This window comes from Rhizobium sp. BK112 (assembly GCF_014193215.1).
Lineage (GTDB): Bacteria > Pseudomonadota > Alphaproteobacteria > Rhizobiales > Rhizobiaceae > Rhizobium > Rhizobium anhuiense.
Window position 1 is genome coordinate 1 of the sequence record NZ_JACHYZ010000022.1, and the last position, 18785, is coordinate 18785.

The following is an 18785-nucleotide window of genomic DNA, read 5'->3' on the forward strand; positions in this document are numbered from 1 at the left end:
GGGCTGTCATTGCTGGTCTTTGCGCGCAACAGGGCCGGCAAGCCGACCGGCAGCAAGCTGACAGCCGACGAACAGGCGAAGCTGAGCGAGCTTCTTGGCGAAGATCGCATTGTTTGACGAAGATCAATGGCGGCTCGACGAGCTCGCATTATCGTCATTCCAGCAACAATTCCTATAAACGAGGCAGGACAATGCAGGCGAAGGACATAATGACCACCAACGTGGTATCGATCGGTCCAGCGGTCGGTATACGCCACGCCGTCGCCGTCATGATGCAAAACAACGTCAGCGGTCTTCCTGTCATTGACGACGAAGGCCGCGTCTGCGGAATGCTGACGGAGGGCGATCTGCTGCTGCGGAAAGAGATCCGATTCTCCCCCCGCGCCGCCCGCGCGCCCGAAATGATATCGGAGATCGATCTTGAGCGATATATTTCCAGGAATGGCTGGTGTGTCGCCGATGTCATGTCTCAGGATGTGATCGTGGCGTGCCCCGACAGCGAGGTATCGGATATCGCCGAAAGCCTCCAGGCGCACCGGATCAAGCGGCTACCGATCGTTGAGGACGGACGTCTTGTCGGGATTGTCAGCCGCAGAGACATCCTCGGCCTGATCATCAATGCCCAGACGGCGCCGCTGCCAAAGGAAGATGAATCGATCAGGCTGGCGGTTCGAACGCGCCTGAGGTCGGAGTTGGGGATAACGCCTCAGAAGGTCCAAGTGACCGTGAAGAACGGCCAGGTGACACTCGATGGCAACGTGGAGTCGGAGTTGAAGCAAAAGGCTGTTCGCACCCTGGTCGAAAGCCTGGGCGTCGGCGCCTATCGGGATCGGCTCCAGATCGCTCGGCTGACCGTAACCGAAAGGGGCTGAAACAGCACGTCCAAGCTAGATCTTTGCCACGGCGTGGAAACAGTTCATCCCGCGCCCCATTTGTTTTCACGCAATTCCGGACGCAAAACCGCGACACACTTTTTGCTGGAATTAGCGGCGCGGCTTCGGCTGTCGCTCTCGGCGTCTCCGCACGGTGCTCATTGGTGAGGGTAATCTGACGCGAGGAGGCTCACTCGGTGTTGCGCCCCAAAACCGAGCGAGCCTCTGTCAAGTTTCCCCCCTTGACACGGGAAAATCCCGACCCGCCAAACCGACATACGCAATAGGCGAGGCCGTTTCTTTGATGGAGGTCAAACACGGCTGGAAGAGGCCCCGCTTATTCGGCGGCGATGATCTTTTCCAGAGCGGGTAGGATATCCGTCGCGAGGCTTTTCTCGTCGATCGGCCCGACATGTCTCAGGAAGATTCGTCCCGCGCGATCGATAACGAATGTTTCCGGGACGCCGTAGACTCCCCAGTCGATCGAACTTCTTCCCGTGGTGTCGATTCCGATTGCCGCGAACGGATTGCCGTTTTCCTGAAGGAAGGCTGCGGCCTTTTCTGGAGCATCCTTATAGTTGATGCCGACCAGCTTTATGCGAGAATCTTTGGCGAGTTTCATCAGCGCCGGGTGTTCGAGCCGACAGGGAACGCACCAGGACGCGAAGATGTTGACGATGGCGATGTGGCCATCAACTGTGTGATCGTTCAGCCCAGGCGCTTGAAGACCGGCAAGCGGCGCGAGATCGACGGCTGGATGTCGGCGTCCCGCCAACGCCGAAGGAATAGCGGCGGGGGAATATCCGTCCACGGATTCGCGATACAGCGTATTGGCGACGGCACCCGCAATCCCGAGAAACGCGACAAGCGGAATCGCAGCGAAGGCGTAGCGTCGCATCCTAGCGGTCTCCGCGAGGCTGCCGACGTCGTGCCAGCGCCTCGATCCGACGGCGGTAGATTCGTCCTGAGAACCAGATCTTCAACGTCGCCGTGACCATGACCACGAAGGTGAGCAAATACGCCGCAAGAACATAGTGTTCGTGGTTCATTTCAAGTCTCCCGGTGAGCAGCGGCTTTTGCTGCGAGCCTGTCATGCGTGATCAGCTTCCGTCGCCAGATCTCGTTTCTTATCGATGCGACGTAGAGCGTGGCAAACAGCGCTGAGAACGCCACTCCCATGACCAGCAGAGGGCGTAGAAACTCGACGTCGAGGGCGGGGCCGCCCAGCCGCAGCACGCTGGCGGGCTGATGCAGCGTGTTCCACCAATCGACGGAAAACTTGATGATCGGAATATTGACGAAACCCACGACGATCAGGACCGCCGTGACACGGGCGGCGCGAGCCGGATCGTCGATCGCCCGGTTGATCGCCAATATGCCGAGATACATGATGAAGAGCACGAACATCGATGTCAGGCGGGCGTCCCATACCCACCATGTGCCCCACATGGGCTTGCCCCAGATCGCGCCGGTCACGAGCGACACGAAGGTGAAGGCGGCGCCAAGGGGAGCGGCGACGCGCGCCGCAACGTCGGCCAGGGGATGCCGCCAGACCAACGAGCCGATGGCATTGGCGGTCATCGTCGTATAGCAGAGCATGGCCATCCACGCTGCGGGGACGTGGACATACATGATCCTGACGGTTACCCCCTGTTGATAGTCGACGTCGGAGCTGAAGCTCAGATAGAGGCCGATCGCGAAGAAGAATGCGCTCAGGGCGGCAAGTGCAGGAAGCAGGCGTTCGGACAGTTCCAGGAACCTGGCAGGCTGCGCAAGGCCGACGATTGCGTTTTTAAGATGTGGAATTGAGCTCATACCTTCGAGCTTTAATGCCAGACGTCGTTCCGATAATTGATGTTGATCAAACAACCGACCTGTCGGCTGCAACGATTGGAATGACCGGCCGCCGCGATCAGCAGGCGGCTAAGGGACAGTTCGTCGTGGCTGGTCCCGGCGCGTCAGCCGCCCGCCTGGTGCGCGGGCTTCATCCGACTTGATCAAGATCAAATACGCCCAACCCCTCACAATGTATTGCTCGGACCACACAGGGGAGCGTGCATATGGATTTCGAAGCGTTTTTCAAAAACGAGCTGGACGGGCTTCATGCCGAGGGCCGTTACCGCGTTTTTGCCGATCTCGAACGTCACCGCGGCAACTTTCCGCGCGCGACGCGCCATACGGCCGATGGCGAGAAGGAAGTCACGGTCTGGTGCTCCAACGACTATCTCGGCATGGGCCAGAACCCGAAGGTGATCGAGGCGATGAAGAACGCCATCGACCACTGTGGCGCGGGTGCGGGAGGCACCCGGAATATTTCTGGCACCAACCACCATCACGTCATGCTCGAGCGTGAGCTTGCCGATCTGCACGGCAAGGAAGCGGCGCTGATCTTCACGTCGGGCTATGTGTCCAACTGGGCGGCCCTCGGCACGCTCGGTGCGAAGATCCCCGGCCTGATCATCTTCTCCGATGCGCTGAACCATGCCTCGATGATCGAGGGCATCCGCTACGCCAAATGCGACAAGGTGATCTGGAAGCACAATGACGTGGCCGACCTCGAAGCCAAGCTTGCGGCCGCCGATCCGAAGGCGCCGAAGCTGATCGCCTTCGAGAGCGTCTATTCGATGGACGGCGACATCGCTCCGATCAGGGAGATCTGCGACCTCGCCGACAAATATGGGGCGATGACCTATCTCGACGAAGTGCACGGGGTCGGCATGTACGGTCCGCGCGGCGGCGGCATTGCCGAGCGCGAAGGGCTGATGGACCGGCTGACCGTCATCGAGGGCACGCTCGGCAAGGCGTTCGGGGTGATGGGCGGTTATATCGCCGCGTCGACGGCCCTTTGCGATTTCATCCGCTCGTTTGCCTCCGGCTTCATCTTCACCACGGCGCTGCCGCCGGCGCTCGCCGCCGGCGCCGTCGCCTCGATCCAGCATCTGAAGGTCAGCCAGTTCGAGCGCGCCCGCCATCAGGACCGGGTCCGCAAGCTGAGAGCGCTGCTCGACCAGCGCGGCATTCCGCATATGCCCAATCCGAGCCATATCGTGCCGGTGCTGGTCGGCGATGCGGCCAAGTGCAAGTGGATCTCCGATCTGCTGCTCGACAATTGCGGCGTCTATGTCCAGCCGATCAACTACCCCACGGTGCCGAAGAAGACCGAGCGGCTGCGCATCACGCCGACGCCGCTGCATTCCGATGCAGATATCGCCCATCTGGTCGAGGCGCTGCATTCGCTCTGGTCGCGCTGTGCATTGGCGCGGATGGTTGCCTGAGCGGGGACCTATCCTCAGCAACTATCGGACACCGCGACAAAAGCCGGGGGTCTTTTGATGGGGATCAAGCGGCTATTCCTCTTCCAGCAGAAGAGCTGTGGCCAGGTAGCCCATGCTTATTGTGCTCGCGAAGAGATACATGAACAGCCCTTGGGCAAGGTAATTCTCAAGAGTGCCTGCCGCGGCGCTGGAAGACAAAAAACCGTTCTGCCAGACCAGGAATCCTGTGGCGCATCCAATTGCAAAGCCCGTGGCCAATCGAGTGAGCATGAAGCTGATCATGCGAGGCATGGCGGCACCTCAGAGTTAGCTCATGCCAACGGCCAGGCCACGAGAATGTTCCGGCCGCGGAGTGATCTTTGTCAACGACTGACGTGGCTGACCGTGCAAAAAGCGGACGGAACCGAGGGACCAAAGCAGTGCATCTCTTCCCTTTCGCAGCCGGCGCTTTTGCGCTTCTCATTTTGCCTGGGCCGACCAACGCGATATTGGCGATGGCCTCTCAGGGTCTGACCGCCGGGCGCGCGGTCATGCTGCTTGGTACGGTGGTCGCCGCCTATCTTGCCATTGTCGTTCCGGCGTCCGGCCTGGCCGGTCCTTTTCTCAACCAGCACCCGCTGGTCGCGCAAGGTGTCAAGCTTGCCTCAGCAACCTGGGTATTCTGCCTCGCGCTACGGCTCTGGGGCTCCGGATCCAGTCCCACCGAGGTTGTGACAGTACGGCAGTTGGCGATCACGACGCTGTTGAATCCCAAGGCGCTTATCATCGGGCTTACGATGATGCCCTCCGCGCAGGAGGTGTCTGGGATAGCCGCCACCGCGGCGCTCGCCTTCGTCGTCCTTTTCGCATCCTTGATCTGGCTGTCGACAGGCAGAATTGTTCTTGGAAGCGAAAAAGAAATGCCGTTGCTGGCCCGGCGATGCGGATCCGCAACCCTGCTGGTGTTCTCGGCCGCGCTGACCCTCAGTGCATTTTGACGGCACCAAGGATACCGCGAATACATCATGCCAAGCGCGGCCTTTTCGCTAGGAGATTTGCGTTAGGTCAATGAGCCTGTCTTGCGCGCCGCTAATGTACATTCGTGTTCAGAGGAGGCAGGCGATGATCGTCAATGACCGTGAACTGGCGGACTATTTTTCCGCGCTCGCCAATGCCAGCCGTTTATCGGTGCTGCGGAGGCTGGCCAAGGGCGAGATCTCAGCCACGGAGCTCGCCACAAGTGTCGGACTCAGCCAGTCGGCGTTATCGCACCATCTTAACGTGCTGAAACGTCAGCAGGTCGTCAAGGCGCGCCGCGAATCGCAAACGATCTACTATTCGCTCGCCAGCGATCGAAGCGAGAAAGCTGTCTCTCTCCTCAACGGCATATTGTTTCCCGACGGACTGCAGATGTCGATGTTCGGCTTCTCGGACTTCTGCCCAGAGGCCGCATGAAGATCGGCGATCGGCCGGAGCCTCGATCCTGCCAGGGGAGCCAGCCGCAGCCTGGCTGTTAGATCCAAGGTTCGATGGTCCGTTTCATTCGGTTGAATGGAACAAAGCTCTACGGGCCACAGCTTTACATTGAAGATCGGTTGGCTAACGAGTTTGGTGGAGCTAAGCGGGAGACAACCTTGCCGGAAAAATTTCTCTTCCATGTCAAATCCTTATTGAAATTCAGTTACCTGCGGGACTAGATATGGGTACTTTCTTGGGTACTCGGAGGCTTTCTTGGCCCTCTCTTCTGATCGCATGTTTCTGGAGCGTCATGGCAACCAGTGGCGCGTTGTTGTCAACGTGCCGAAGAAGCTGCGCACAAAACTCGGTACCAAGTTGAAAAGGTCACTGGGGACAGACAGCCTCAAGGAGGCAAACCGGCTTAAGTGGGATGTCATAGCCGAACTCAAAGCCACCTTAGCCCACGCGGAAAATCCATCCCTCTCGTTGGAGGCCGCCCGATCAATAAGCCGCGAGCAGGCAACGCAGCAGGCCATTCGGTTTGCCGAGCAGCGTAAGGGTGCTTTCGATCCGGTAAGGCGAGACGAGATTGATGAGGAGATTGACTGGCAGGCGGAATCCCTCGCAGGTCGGCCCATAGCCACTGATGAGGACGGCCAAGAAGTCTTCGACCCTGATCGCTTACGCCTCGCTACGGACTTTTCTCAGCTAGCGCGCGGGGACAAGACACCAATCGACGTTCACCACGAAAAGTTTCTGGCGATGTCGCACGTCAAGGCGCGCACATTGGCGGACGATAGGCGGGCGATGAAACTTTTGAAGGATTGGTGCAACAAGGCAGGTGTTCCGCCGTATCTTCAGGCGATCACTAAGAAGGAAGCCGTTCGGTTCTGTGATGAGCTTCCGACCCTTACCGCCAACCTGACCCCTGTCACCCTCAACAAATACGTTAGCCGCCTTTCGGTCTATTGGACTTGGCTAGAGAACCGGCACGAGGTCGAGGCGAACATCTGGCAAGGACGGCGCTTGCGCGAACCTCAGCAGACCACCGACCAGAAGGAACGGCCGTTCACCGACGATGAGGTGAAGACTCTGCTCAAAGGCCCGGCCAAGCTAGAGATGGACGACCTAATGAGGGTTGCCGCCCTTTCCGGTGCCCGCCTGGATGCCATTGTCTGTCTCAAGGTGAAGGATTGCCGAGAGGATGGTGTGTTCGTGTTTAAGCCCCAGAAGAAAGAGCCGGGGCCGCGTCTCTGCCCTATCCACCCTGACCTAGTCGAGCTCGTTGAGCGGAGAAAGAAAGGCAAAGGGCCTGAAGACGATATTTTCCCAGAGTGGCCTGGTGTGAAGAAATCCAACTCACTGCGCGAACGCTCCTTCAAGACCTCCAACGAGTTTACCGAGTATCGCCGCAGCGTTGGCGTCGAGGATAGACGCGAGGGCAAACGCAGGGGTCTTGTGAACTTTCACAGCTTCCGCCGCTGGTTCATCACCAAAGCTGAGCAGGCGGGGCAGCAGGAAAGTACCATCGCCGTCGTGGTCGGGCACAAGAGGCAAGGGATGACTTTTGGCGTTTATTCTGGGGGACCGCTTCTCGAACAAGCACGGCAGTGCGTTGAGGCCGTGAAGTTACCGACTTAAAGTGATATTCGGTAGCCGCGATGGAGTTGAGCGTCGATTGAAACTGCATCCGCAACGCCCATGAACTATGGGCCTGCTACAGCATTCTTAACGGGCACCATTGCGGGTTTTGCCGCGAGACGCGCACCGTAGTCCATTATAATGTCCGCGAAACTCTGTAACATTGGCTCGAACTTAGTGAAGTCAATTGAGGACCGCTCGGGTGCTACGATCTTCGTCGCAAGCTCATTTTTTCCATAATACTTGGTCAGGTCAAACTTTTTATTGCTGGAGTTGAAAATTCTACCATTAATGGGTTTTTTTACGGCTGCATCAAAAAGATCTTCGATAATTGCAGAAGTCCCTGCAACTTTTGGAACTGGAACGACGTAAAGGTTTTCGAAGACATAGTAGAAGGGGTCTAACCCTGAAACAGGTCCCGTGCCCATAACCGTTCCGATGTATGAAAAGATGCCCTTCGAAGCGTCATCGTTGTCCACCACCATTATCACCGGCTTAGACGGGCCATGCTTAAAGAATCTCATCCGCTCTCTGAACTCTTTCATGAGCTTATACATTTCGTCGCCGCCGCCCGAGAGGCCCTGAAAGAGCGCGGTTCTTTCTGAATAATTGAAAAACTGAACCTTCATCGGCACTTTTTGCGCTGGGTCGATGAGCTGTGGGAATTTGGCGGCCAGTTGTTTTATGGCTGCCAGCAAGTAGATATTATCCGTCTTGCCCTCGCAGATTATCGTTGGCCTCAGCATTCCATAAAACGAGCAGTAATTCAGTAGCCTCCCATAGAGTTCAGAAAAGCCCGGCTGGTCCGATTTAAAAAAACCTCTGGGGTCTGTTGCAGTGAAGTCTGGACTTCTAACTGCTCTGATTTGGTAGATAAAATTCATCATTCCTTCAACGGCGTCGTTACTCACCGGGGCAAATTCAGTCCTCGAATACGCATAACCATTGGTGAAGAGGTGATGGCACATCGCCCTAGCTTGCTTGTAATACTCATGTCGGACATTCACCTTTTGATTAACGACTAGACCTGTGGCGTCCTGCCTCGAATCGCGATGCTGCATCCTTGTTTTTTCATGATTTAATTGAAAGCCCGCGCGATATATAAGGTTCAAAAGCCCGTCGCCGGCAACCCACTTGTCATCGCTGCCTCTCACCAATCTAGCTATCGCTTCAGGGAAGTGCTTTTCGTTGGTCGAAAAAGTGAGGTCATCCGCATAACGGGTGTAGGTGCAGTGGAGATCGTTCGCGAGCTTATTAAGCTTGATATCGAGAATATGGGCAATCAGATTTGATATAACCGGCGAACATGGACTTCCTTGCGGTAACTTGTTGTCGTGGCATGCGATCTGCGCGATGATTGTCGCAATTTTTGGGTCTAGCTCAAAATTTCTATCTTTTAGGAAAAAGCCGTAGACGCGGCCAAAGTTAATGGATGGAAAAAATTCTTTAAGGTCAACGTTGAACACCCATCGCTTGTTACGGTGGTGCTTTGCATTTGTTACGATGGAGAAACCGGCCTTAAAACCGTGCGATAGCACACGTGATTTCGTGGTGCGCTTCAATTCCATATCGGTTTCGATGCGGGCCAGGAGCTGGCCAAGTCGACTTTGCACCAACTTCAAGCGAGAGTTCGGAGCGGCAATAGCTCTTCGACCACCGCTCTTTTTAGCGACCGTGAAGTAAGTATATGGAGCACTCCGCCTGTACCAGTAAAGGGCATAGGAAAGGGTTTCACCATTCAGATTTAACAAACGCGCGAGTTGCGGAAGGGTCTTAGCGGCTTTGAGATTGCTTAATTCTGACATGGAAGGGCTTGCGGATACTCGTTCGCCATAGCGTCGGACCGTGTGGAGCAGTCCGGAAGGAATGTAGAGGCAGTAAGCCCTGCATTGATATCAACTATCGCCGAAACAACAACAGCAGAATCTATCCGCAAGCTTTCAACAACTTGCACAGCTGTAGTTGAGTTGGCAATCGCGTCCTCAACCAAATTCGTGGATAACTGCTGGCAAAATCTCAGAGGTTTGTGGAGAGCCCTAAAGCAAGCTTGCGGTGCAGCACGCGGTGACAGTTCGCGCACAAGCACTTCAGGTCTTCCATGCTGGTTTTGTGTCCGGGCTCCATATTCGCCACGTGAGTTCGGTGGTGGTGGACCTCGATGCACGCGGACCCTGCTTCTGGGCCATACCGCTCAACAGGATCAAGCTTACAGTCCTCGCAAAAGAGTCGCTTATGCTCTGTAATAAAAGCATCCCGCTTTTCTTTCGCTAAACCGCTCGCCCTTTCACGCTGCAAATGCGAGACGATTTTTGGATTACCCTCAATCCAACTACGCTCCTCTTCGGTCGGCACAAAATCGCCAAGCTCTGACTCAATTACCTTGGGATCAGGCTTGGGGCGGGCAGCGCCCTCCTTTTTCGGTACGATCCAGAGGCCAGCTTCTTCGAGCAGCTCGAAAGAGATTTGACCCCATCCGGCGCTGAAGTGCCCAGGATAAGCCTCTATTCCTAGCGCTTCCTGAAGGGCCAGACCGAACACCTTTTTGGGCGCGAGGGGAATGCCAGTGTCGGTAAAAGCATCATATTCGCGGGATGGAGCGAAGTTAGGAGCGTCATCTCCGCCAAGAAGCTTCTGGACGGCGTTGTGGATATGGGCGGTGGTAACCTTCCTCAATTCGCTCGCAGGCAGACGAACTATGCCCTCATTGCCTTCAATTATTTCTCTCAACCTGGCAGGTGACGTGCCTGGGGTTTCGATCAAAAGCCGCCTCCATGCTCCATGGCTGGAGCTGCCCTCATTCATCGCCCGAACAAGCTCGTCAAATCGCGTTGCGGCAGGCGAGAGGCTATTAAAGGAAAGTTCGCGGTCAGCAAGATCGACCCCCTGCACTGGGCGGCTATCAAGATAGATCCGATAGGCAACTTGCCCGTGATCTAGTCGGCTCATCAGCGTTTCGAGTGCTGCGCGATAATCGCGGTTGCGGTCGGTGCCGCTGCGGCTGTGCAGAATGACACCCAGATCGTGCATCTCCACTTTAGCATTGAGCTGCGCGCCGTCATCAGTAACGAGAATCAGTTGGTCGGACATAACGCGAGGTTGAACAGTAACAGCACTACTTGTCTAGCCGCCTAAGGCGCAAGCGGCTGCCGGCAGACGCAAGGAATGACTCTGGGGCATTGCAATGGTGGTGGATTGCCTATCACTCATCTGTTCCCCAAGGCAGCACCAGAAGCGGGCACGGAGGCTGCCTTAGGTTGGTCACGTTGAGATAGCAGCTCTAAGCCACCATTAGGCTGAAGGGGATGATGGGTCTAAATCATCAAAGTTCATCACTGTAAGGCACGACTAGAAGTCCATAGGGGGGAGTTATTTGGCTAGGCATTTATATAGCCTTTACAACCACCTTGAGTGGCCTACCAACCCTTTCGGCACTGACTTTTCGCATTGTCTCAATGGCCAGATTCTTGTGGCAGGCGGCCACCATGATCCCGTCGTGCATTGGCAAAGCGGCCACGCCCTTCGAGGCCAATTCCAAGAGAATGCCGACAAGGATTTCACTTTCTCGCGCCATCAGCTCAAAGCCAACGTTGGTATCGAAAAGATGAGCGATGGCAGGATGACGAATCTTCACGGCGGCCTTGAAGCGCGTCATGTTCCAGCCCTCAGGTAATTCCTCTCTGCTGCCGGCAGGCAGCCGCTGCGCTTCAACCTTTCGGAAGAATAGCGAGACCATCGGTGATTTGACGGCACTGCGATATCCCTCCAGCCCAGGAATCTCGTACTGGTCGCCCGGCAGCGGCTCAGCCCCTTGATGGAAATATGCGAGCTGGACAAACATGGAAGAGAAGTCGAGGTCTGCAACTGGCTCCCCATCAATGGTTAGGAATCCGCGTTTCTTCCTAGGCAGATCTTCCCAGAAGCCGCCGTAAATTCTGCCGTGGCGGTCGAACTTAATCGCGTCTCCTGGCTGGTCAGTGTGGAACTGCCGGACGAGATGGATAGGGCTGGTTGGCTCGCCATCAAGGCGAATATCGGCGTCGTTGAGGACCCTGTTAATCTCCGCCATCTGAGCCCGCAACGCGTCCGCTTCGGGGCAGTCCTCATAGTGAACAGGCATCTTGTCCCGGCCCCGGTTGCTTCCTGTCCAAAGCTCGATAGTCTCCCGGCCTGCTAGGTGATGGATGTCCACAATCGATACCGCATACTCAGCAACAAGCTGCCGAAACCGCGGCGTTGGTACGACGACTGTCCGTCGCTCCTTGAATTTACCCTTCTCGACCGAGACCAAGCCTGCATTTTCGGCGTCTTTGATAGACTGCCTTAGAACATCGACGGTGAAAGCCCTCCGATCGTAGCGCGTACCCCCTGCATTCCTCAATGGCACCGCTAGACCTACGTATTCCGCTGGGTCCAGAGTGACTATGAGAAGGTTAGCCACAAGGGTCTCTACACTGCGCTTGCGCCGCTCCATGGCGTCGGCTCTGGGCTTCCTTTCTTGGGTGATGGTCGGGGAACGAAGCATTTCACTGATACGGTAGGCTAGTGCGGTGAGCCCATCGCCGCCAGCGGTGATCCACGCATCATAATGCCGGACATGAGGCAGCGCCTTTTCGTCCGCTACTCTTTTCGGCGACAAGACAAGCTCCAACATGTGCGTCCCCACCTCCGCCAGGTGATCAGACGGCGGTGAGGACTTGGTTGTTGATCAGGACGCCTTAGCGACAGGCGGATGAGATGGATGGGGACCGAAGCGCTCGCTGCGGATGGCAATCACCTCAGGCACTGCTGCACGGGCTAGCTCGTCGCACGCCTTTTCCAACGCTTCCCCGATCTTCCTCAAGACGTACCCCGATGAGCGAGGATAGGCGTGAAGCTCGGTTTGCCTGGTGCCACCTGTCCGGGGGTCCCAAACGTCCCACTTGCTGTGCGTGCCGCTAGCAAGCCTGTGGACAGCCTTCGCGGCCTGCACGATGCGGAACTCTCGGGTGCGGTGACTTCCGAAGTCATCCTCAATGAGGGCCGCAACGCCAAGATAGATGGCGATGATTCTCCGCGTAGGGATGTTCGCTGCCCGTAGACGCGCAAAGGCAACCCGAGCACGATACTCAGCGGATTGGCCGCGCAAATTCGTTGCAGGGTCCGCGCGACCCGAGCCAGCCAGCAGATATTCTAGCTGCCAATAGGCCGCCTGATAGGCCGGGTGCTGCCGGTATTCCTTGAGCCATCTTTCAGCGCTCTGCACGTAGGGCCACAGCTCAGACGCCTTATAGGTGGGATGCCAGTGGGAGCCGTGTCGAGCCATGCGCTGGACGTGGTAGCGACAATGGAAGCGCGCGAGGCCCTTTCCTGCGGACCTCATTGTTGACCGAGAGCAGCCGGGCACCAAGCATCTTTCTTTGGCGTGGCCGAAGGTTACCATGTCTTTGGCCCGGAACCAAATCGACCTTGCGCATGCTTCTGCGCTTCGCCTTTTGCCAATTTCTCGACGCTCTTAAGTATCGCTTTTTCGTCACCGATTGGCCGCCGGAAGCGAATTTCGAAGTGAGTCGCCATCACCGCGTTCGCCAACCAGGTCTCGATATTATCGCGCGCCTTGGTCTTGCCAGTTACCGTCTTTTCGAGAAGACTTTCGCTCCCCTGATCAAATCGAACGCTCATTTTCGGCGACTTTACGACAACCTCGACTATGGGCCGGGTACTCGTGACTTGATCGCTCAATTCTGCCAGCAGGTAATTGAAGGCCACTTCAAGCCCGACAGCATACATTGATTGGACTTCTGCTACCCTCCCGCCAGAAGTGAAAGTTCTATCGATACCGTCCGCCAAGACGCGCATTGCATAGGCTGCGGGCACCTCGCCGTTAACGTGATTCCCATCGTGAGTCGCCGATACTACGATTCTAATATTCTCTGCTTTCATCTCACGCTCCGTTACTGATGTCGTACAGATGAGATTCAGCAAGTCGGATTCAAAGGAATGAATTTCTAAATATAAATACCACTTTTTCCATGTCCTTACAGGGAGGACATGGCTTTCCGTTATGACTCAAGGACTACGCAGTAGAAAATTTTTTCGCCCGCTCTCGATTTGTCTTTCAAAATCCAAGCTTGCTGCGGAATCGCCGGAAGGGTAATGGTGATTTCGAGCGCAGACGCGGCGCTCCTGGGCGTCGAAACCCGGAACTCGGCGGTATGGCACACACCGGAATGGTGCCGATCCTTGACCTTTTAGTCGGTCGGGGAGCTTGTGGCGTATGTCCAGGCTTCTCGCAAGCTAAAGGCCTCAAGGCCAACCGAGTTGGTTTCGAACTCCCCGGCTCTAGGGGTCACGGAGGCAAGCTTGCGGGGGCGAACCGCAGGCATAGGCCTCAGGAGAAATCGATAGGTATGGACACACTTGAGCATGGGCTTCAAGCCACCCTTAAGGCTGACGAGGAGAACGCCTCGGCACCACCAGCCGCCACGTCATTGTCACCTCTCGCCGTCGTTGCGCTGAGTGCACTTGGCATCGTAGTGGGCTGCGCAATCGTCTCGCAGGTCTCACCGTGGGGCTCTCTGGGACGCTATCAATTCATCCACCTTAGGGACAGTACGCTAGTCCGCATTGATACTACCTCTGGCGCACTCTCCGCTTGTTATTACAAGGGTCGCAATATTGGTCAGCCAGCGACATGCTTTCCTTGGAGCCAGACCAGCAGGGACTTCTTGCCGGCTGCGGACGCTGGTACAGCGCAGTGAGCGCCATGGCCGTGGCGGTTGAATTGCCAAAGTGATAGGCGTTGTGGGAAAAGACCAGCTCGAAGGCGCTATAGTACGAAAACGCCGCAAGGCTGATGCTCGTGACCTGGAATTGAGAACATGGACCTGATGAGGTCGCTAAACGACTGCAAAGCAAAGTTATGGCGGGACTATACTGATCTATCTGACGTCTTGCACCGCGCAGCGGGGAACGCGGCTCGTTCTCTTGATGAGGCTATGCCAGCCCTGGCCGACCTGAGAGAGAGCATATACGAGAGCCTCAATCAAATTCTCCACGAATACTACACCGTTCGCGCCCTTGAATGGCTCTTGTCTGCGCATCCAGAGTATCAGTCGTTGGAATGGCATTGGAATCCACGAGCCACAGGCACATGGCTGGAGCCTGATCTGAGGGGACTCACTGCGGATGAAGTGTCTGTTTCCGGTGAGGTGACCACATCCCCGCGCCCCAGCGGCGTGATAGACACTCGAATGAGGAGCACTCTCGGAAAATTGTCCCAGATGCCTGGTACCAAGTTCTATTTTGTCACGAGCCCACAGATGGCTCAGCGGGCAAAGACAAAAGTCGGCAAGGCGGGCTATTCAATCGCGGTGGTAGACCTCTCCAGCTTTACGCTGCCTCTTTGATAATTCTGAAGTAGCTTGCGCGGCTGATTCCGAGCATCGCTTGTATCTCTGAGGGCGTCTTTCCGGCTTCCTTCAGGGCCAACGCTTCGGTCGCTTGGCGACGCGCCGTTGGTGCTCGTCCCTTATACTTGCCTTCTGCCTTTGCCTTGGCGATGCCCTCCCGTTGTCTTTCCAGCATCAGCTCCCGCTCGAACTCTGCGATAGACCCCAACAGATTGAGCATGAGCTTTCCGGTTGGCGTAGAGGTGTCGAGGTTCATTGTGAGGATGCGCAGCTCCACCCCTTTGCCCTTGAGCGCGGCCGTGATGGCTATGAGGTCCGTCACCGAGCGGGCAAGACGGTCGAGCTTGGTGACCACCAGCACGTCCCCCTCACGGACAAACTCAAGGGCGCGTTCAAGCTGGGGTCTTTCGTTCGCCACTGAGGAAAGCTGCTCTTGGAATATCTTTGTGCATCCCGCCGCTTGTAGGTCACGGAGCTGAGCTTCTAGACCCGCCTTTTGGTCGGTGGTGGAGGTGCGGGCATAACCAATCATCACTGCTGGCATCGTGGCTTTCTGTAGTCTCACACAAATCAACGACCATGAGATACTATTGGTATCAAAATGTCAACAGCATTTATGTGAGACTCATTGGGGCACCCAGCGCGAGACTCACAAGGGCTTGCTCTAGTGAGATTGCACATTGGGTCACCCCAAATGTAATCTCGGATTTAGCACTCGCCATGATTTCGTTTCAGATTGAATTGCCACGAGTTTTACGTATCGTGCTCTCCAGCGAATGGAAGAGGGGACCATGAGGGGATACATTCTAGCGATTGTTATTATTGCAGGTTCATCAACCGCACGAAGCCAGGAAGACTGGTGCCCATCCGGTTGCGATATTCAAACCGGTGGATACCAGGCAGATAAGACCTCATCGCGCAATATGAGCTTTCCGCAGCCCGACCCTCCAGACCATGATGCGCCCTATCCATCACCAGGCCCAATGCCGATACCACCGGGTTCGACTTGTGAATTTTATACGATACAGGGCAGGACACTTTCCTGCACAAGAAACGGCGGTGTGGTGTGTGTCCGTGGACGCGCGACCGTCGATTGGCGCGCCACGTGGGCATTTAGTATGGCTCCGAGCCCTGCATGCCTTCCGTCGACTTTCAGGCCGTATACCGTCGCCCAATTTCGGACGACCCAGCCGTATAAATCTGGGGATGTCCTGAAATCAGGTTTGTGCCCCATCGGTGACCACTGCCCGCAAGCTATCTTGTACCCCGGCCTATTCACCAGCAATTATAGTGATATCACTTACAGTGGCCCAAGCAGTCTATATTTGGACAAAGCCAACGCCCGGATAATGGGCAAAATTCCCGACGTGACAGAGCCGACCACTCTCGAAATTACCCTCAGGGTCAGCAATGAGCATGGGGTAGCTGTTGCAACCGTTAAGGTTCCGGTTGAACCCTAGGGGCCGCTCTAAGGCAATTTTTAAACATCGGCCCATACCCCCCACCGGGGGGAAATCGCGCGGTCACTGGCACGTAGGTGACCTCTGAAATGCGTGACCCCTAAATCAGTTTCGGCTTAACCGTGACGACAAGAAGGGACCCGAGGGCTCCCCTTCGAATCCTGACAGACGCTAACCGGGCGAGCCGAGACTCCCCTTGACTCCCTCCTCAATGAGAACATAATAGGAACATCACAACTCGAAACGGAGGATAACGGCGATGAGCACTTTGCCGATCGATGAGGCGTGGCAAGCGGACGACTTTGATAGGGAGCCCACCGGCACCTATTGGACGCCGCCTGTCCCAGTGAGCATCCATGAGCTGCATCCCACGCTTCGTGCGGCGGTGTCACTGGCTATCGAGGCTCGCTCTGAAGGCTTAGACCAATTCGAGATACACCTTGCCCACGCCTTCGATATGGACTCGGGCGCTCCGGTCGGAAGCTTCGTGGTTTCGACGGACGAGGCCGGTGGGCGTGCCTTTGGGATTTATAGCGAGGGCGGCGATGTTGGAGTTAAGGAGCCGATGTGGTTTGCCTTCGGGGGGGACACGGACTACGCCTTCAAGAGCCTCTATGACCGCTGCAAAGAGGAAGGCTACCTGGCCTGATTTTCGGCACCTCCCGGCTTTCCGGACTGCCCACCTGAGAGACGACCCAACGGGCGAGACTGCCATGCCGGAAATGAACCAATCGAAGAAGCTCTCGCGCTGGTCCCTGGAGGATGCGCGGGAGGTCGGGCACATCCTCGTTGTCCGGTGCGGTCTCTGCAACGTAACGCGGCGGTTCTTGCCCGGCGATATCCTTAAGCTCCGGGAGAACACAACCATCAACCGCCTCAAGTTCGTCTGCCAGGAATGCCGTAAGCGCGACTACATAGACGTAGCCGTTTACTTCCCCTCGGTGTCAGACATTGGGAAGCTGCGTGTGCGGCGCTTGGCTGACGTTAGGGACATGAAGCTGCCTGTATGGCGAGATGAGACCCTATAGGACGAGCATGGCAGACCGGAGAGACAACCCAATCAAACGCTGGCAGATGGCGAGGCCAAGGCAGCACCACGTGCTTCTCTGGTGGGCCGACCCCTCCGGCCGAAAGGTTATGTGGAACTTCCCTCCTCGTGTGCGGGCCACGGTGCTGTCATCGGCAATCGAACTAGATGCCCAATCAAACACCTATTGGGCGGAACTCGACGGGAACCATTACCTTGTCTTTTGCTTCAACAGTCGCAATCCTGCACGACACTTTAGAGACCGATGGCAAGGTCAGTTCATCGACACAGACGAAGTGAACCGCAAAGGCGTCTGGACGCCGAAGGAGGGAAACGTGTGTAATCTCTACCGGATGCTGAGCAATCAGGATGCTATCCGCTCAATTACGCGGGCGATGATCGACAGCACCGGCAACATGGAGCCCATCACTGAGTTTTGGCCCGACTACAGAGCACCTATCGTCCGCAACACGCCTGCCGGTCGGGAGCTTTCTTATGTGCGGTGGGGTCTACCGAGTTCATCGCAGGCGATATACCAGGCCGCCACGAAGCGAGCTGACGGCCTCCGGAAAAAGGGCAAGGAGGTGGACTTTCAGCAGCTCCTTAAGATGGAGCCAGACGGCGGCACCACGAATGTACGCAATGTCGAGAGCAAACACTGGAAACGGTGGCATGGGGTCGAGTTCCGGTGTGTCGTGCCATTCACCTCCTTCGCAGAGCCGGACCCCGCGAACAAACCCGAGGGCGGCCGGACGCCCAACGCATGGTTTGCCGCAGACCCAAGCCACCCGCTCATGTTCTTTGCCGGCATCTGGGTGCCGCAGTGGGAGAGCGTCAGGAAGGTCAAGGAGGGGCTCACCGTCAATGACCTGTTCGGCTTCCTCACCACCGAGCCTAATGGCGTCGTGGAGCCTGTCCATCAGAAGGCAATGCCGGCCATCCTCGCGAATAGCGATGAGGTCGAAGCTTGGCTTACGGCACCGTGGGAGGAGGCTCGCCAGCTTCAACGGCCATTGCGGGATGACCAGCTTATCCTTGTGCCAACCGAGAGGGATGCCGCGTGAGCATTGCCAGCCACTCAACAGCACCGGGCGCAAACATTCTCTTCGAGCATTACTGCGAGGAGCCTGGATGCCAAGAATGGGGAGGCTTCGGGCACAGCACTTCGCCTGCGGTCCCGGCTCGCTGGTGGTGCTGGACGCACTTCCCGCACAAGACCTACGAACAGGAGCAAGCTCTGAGGAGGAAACTTGAGGCTTCCGAGCGGGGGGCGGCAACGTGATTGCCGGACTGCTTGTTTGCGCCTCTCTCACTGCCGTCGATGGTGACACCGTGCGTTGCGATGGGCAGCTCATGCGACTGCTCGGTGGCGGCATTCCGTTCGTCCGGGGGATAGACACACCGGAGATTGGCAGCCATGCGAAGTGCCTCAAGGAGCGGAAACTAGCACTGATAGCCAAGGGGCGGCTGAAGGAGCTTATGGAGGAGCGTGGCCTCAGGATCGAGGTCAAGGGGTACGACAACACGCAGGCCCACCGGCCCTTGGTGAATATCTACAGGAAGGATGGCCGGGAGGTTGGCGCGATGTTGTTGGCGGAAGGCTTTGCTCGCGAGTGGAGGCCTCATCATCGGAACGACTGGTGCGGCTCGGATGACTAGCAATGTCCCGCCGACCCATCAGGCAA

19 protein-coding genes and 1 pseudogene are annotated in these 18785 nt (G+C 56.7%); 11 read left to right on the top strand and 9 right to left on the bottom strand.

Translation table 11 applies throughout. From position 1 onward, the window contains the following. Both FHT75_RS33580 and FHT75_RS33585 read left to right on the top strand, forming a co-directional pair. A pseudogene (locus FHT75_RS33580) lies at positions 1 to 117 on the top strand (cytochrome c-type biogenesis protein CcmH); the annotation flags it as partial. Between the two features lie 74 nt (positions 118 to 191). Next, on the top strand, positions 192 to 872 hold the full coding sequence (locus tag FHT75_RS33585) for a CBS domain-containing protein (protein WP_047619852.1): 681 nt from the start codon (positions 192 to 194) through the stop codon (positions 870 to 872). Positions 873 to 1209: 337 nt separating this feature from the next. Here FHT75_RS33585 and FHT75_RS33590 read toward each other — a convergent pair whose 3' ends face one another. The 3 genes from FHT75_RS33590 to FHT75_RS33600 are packed head-to-tail and all read right to left on the bottom strand — an operon-like array spanning position 1210 to position 2687. Then, complete coding sequence (locus FHT75_RS33590) at positions 1210 to 1770, bottom strand: DsbE family thiol:disulfide interchange protein (protein WP_047619827.1); 561 nt, start codon at positions 1768 to 1770, stop codon at positions 1210 to 1212. Position 1771: 1 nt separating this feature from the next. Next, complete coding sequence (gene ccmD / locus FHT75_RS33595; RefSeq protein WP_183845607.1) at positions 1772 to 1921, bottom strand: heme exporter protein CcmD; 150 nt, start codon at positions 1919 to 1921, stop codon at positions 1772 to 1774. Between the two features lies 1 nt (position 1922). Beyond that, complete coding sequence (locus FHT75_RS33600) at positions 1923 to 2687, bottom strand: heme ABC transporter permease (RefSeq protein WP_183845608.1); 765 nt, start codon at positions 2685 to 2687, stop codon at positions 1923 to 1925. A 245-nt stretch (positions 2688 to 2932) separates the two neighbouring features. Between FHT75_RS33600 and hemA the strand changes: the two genes are divergently transcribed. Then, positions 2933 to 4147 carry a 5-aminolevulinate synthase gene (gene hemA, locus FHT75_RS33605; RefSeq protein WP_028757941.1) on the top strand — a complete coding sequence of 405 codons (1215 nt, stop codon included), beginning with the start codon at positions 2933 to 2935 and terminating at the stop codon, positions 4145 to 4147. 72 nt (positions 4148 to 4219) lie between these two features. Here the strand turns inward: hemA and FHT75_RS33610 are convergent, their stop codons facing one another. Continuing rightward, positions 4220 to 4438 carry a hypothetical protein gene (locus tag FHT75_RS33610; RefSeq protein WP_028757940.1) on the bottom strand — a complete coding sequence of 73 codons (219 nt, stop codon included), beginning with the start codon at positions 4436 to 4438 and terminating at the stop codon, positions 4220 to 4222. 128 nt (positions 4439 to 4566) lie between these two features. Here FHT75_RS33610 and FHT75_RS33615 point away from each other — a divergent pair, with 128 nt between their 5' ends. From FHT75_RS33615 to FHT75_RS33625, 3 genes are all read left to right on the top strand, one after another. Then, positions 4567 to 5124: a hypothetical protein gene (locus FHT75_RS33615; RefSeq protein ID WP_028757939.1), complete on the top strand. Its 558-nt coding sequence runs from the start codon at positions 4567 to 4569 to the stop codon at positions 5122 to 5124. Positions 5125 to 5248: 124 nt separating this feature from the next. Beyond that, entirely contained in the window at positions 5249 to 5581 is a 333-nt protein-coding gene (locus FHT75_RS33620; RefSeq protein WP_063473422.1) for an ArsR/SmtB family transcription factor, read from the top strand. A 276-nt stretch (positions 5582 to 5857) separates the two neighbouring features. Further along, positions 5858 to 7225: a DUF6538 domain-containing protein gene (locus FHT75_RS33625; protein WP_246713016.1), complete on the top strand. Its 1368-nt coding sequence runs from the start codon at positions 5858 to 5860 to the stop codon at positions 7223 to 7225. Between the two features lie 65 nt (positions 7226 to 7290). Here the strand turns inward: FHT75_RS33625 and FHT75_RS33630 are convergent, their stop codons facing one another. The 5 genes from FHT75_RS33630 to FHT75_RS33650 form a co-directional block, all read right to left on the bottom strand. Further along, positions 7291 to 9030, bottom strand: coding sequence for a retron Ec67 family RNA-directed DNA polymerase/endonuclease (locus FHT75_RS33630; protein ID WP_183845609.1), 1740 nt, complete (start codon positions 9028 to 9030; stop codon positions 7291 to 7293). Positions 9031 to 9241: 211 nt separating this feature from the next. Beyond that, positions 9242 to 10312 carry a hypothetical protein gene (locus FHT75_RS33635; protein WP_183845610.1) on the bottom strand — a complete coding sequence of 357 codons (1071 nt, stop codon included), beginning with the start codon at positions 10310 to 10312 and terminating at the stop codon, positions 9242 to 9244. A gap of 295 nt (positions 10313 to 10607) precedes the next feature. Next, a complete protein-coding gene (locus tag FHT75_RS33640) occupies positions 10608 to 11876 on the bottom strand; it encodes a hypothetical protein (RefSeq protein ID WP_183845611.1) in 1269 nt (422 codons plus the stop codon). 761 nt (positions 11877 to 12637) lie between these two features. Continuing rightward, positions 12638 to 13144 (bottom strand): hypothetical protein, encoded by a 507-nt coding sequence (locus tag FHT75_RS33645; RefSeq protein ID WP_183845612.1) that lies wholly within the window; start codon positions 13142 to 13144, stop codon positions 12638 to 12640. Between the two features lie 1449 nt (positions 13145 to 14593). After that, positions 14594 to 15157, bottom strand: coding sequence for a recombinase family protein (locus FHT75_RS33650; protein WP_183845613.1), 564 nt, complete (start codon positions 15155 to 15157; stop codon positions 14594 to 14596). A 1175-nt stretch (positions 15158 to 16332) separates the two neighbouring features. Here FHT75_RS33650 and FHT75_RS33655 point away from each other — a divergent pair. The 5 genes from FHT75_RS33655 to FHT75_RS33670 all read left to right on the top strand — a co-directional run bounded on the left by FHT75_RS33655 (position 16333) and on the right by FHT75_RS33670 (position 18759). After that, positions 16333 to 16722 carry a hypothetical protein gene (locus FHT75_RS33655; protein ID WP_183845614.1) on the top strand — a complete coding sequence of 130 codons (390 nt, stop codon included), beginning with the start codon at positions 16333 to 16335 and terminating at the stop codon, positions 16720 to 16722. Further along, positions 16688 to 17101, top strand: a complete 414-nt coding sequence (locus tag FHT75_RS33660; protein ID WP_183845615.1) for a hypothetical protein — start codon at positions 16688 to 16690, stop codon at positions 17099 to 17101. The genes FHT75_RS33655 and FHT75_RS33660 overlap by 35 nt, the downstream gene beginning before the upstream one ends. Before the next feature lie 70 nt (positions 17102 to 17171). Further along, complete coding sequence (locus FHT75_RS33665; protein ID WP_312865785.1) at positions 17172 to 18164, top strand: SOS response-associated peptidase family protein; 993 nt, start codon at positions 17172 to 17174, stop codon at positions 18162 to 18164. Further along, positions 18161 to 18382 carry a hypothetical protein gene (locus FHT75_RS36160; protein ID WP_312865395.1) on the top strand — a complete coding sequence of 74 codons (222 nt, stop codon included), beginning with the start codon at positions 18161 to 18163 and terminating at the stop codon, positions 18380 to 18382. The genes FHT75_RS33665 and FHT75_RS36160 overlap by 4 nt, the downstream gene beginning before the upstream one ends. Next, positions 18379 to 18759, top strand: a complete 381-nt coding sequence (locus FHT75_RS33670; protein WP_183845617.1) for a thermonuclease family protein — start codon at positions 18379 to 18381, stop codon at positions 18757 to 18759. Before FHT75_RS36160 ends, FHT75_RS33670 begins: the two co-directional genes overlap by 4 nt. The last annotated feature ends 26 nt before the right edge of the window (positions 18760 to 18785 follow it).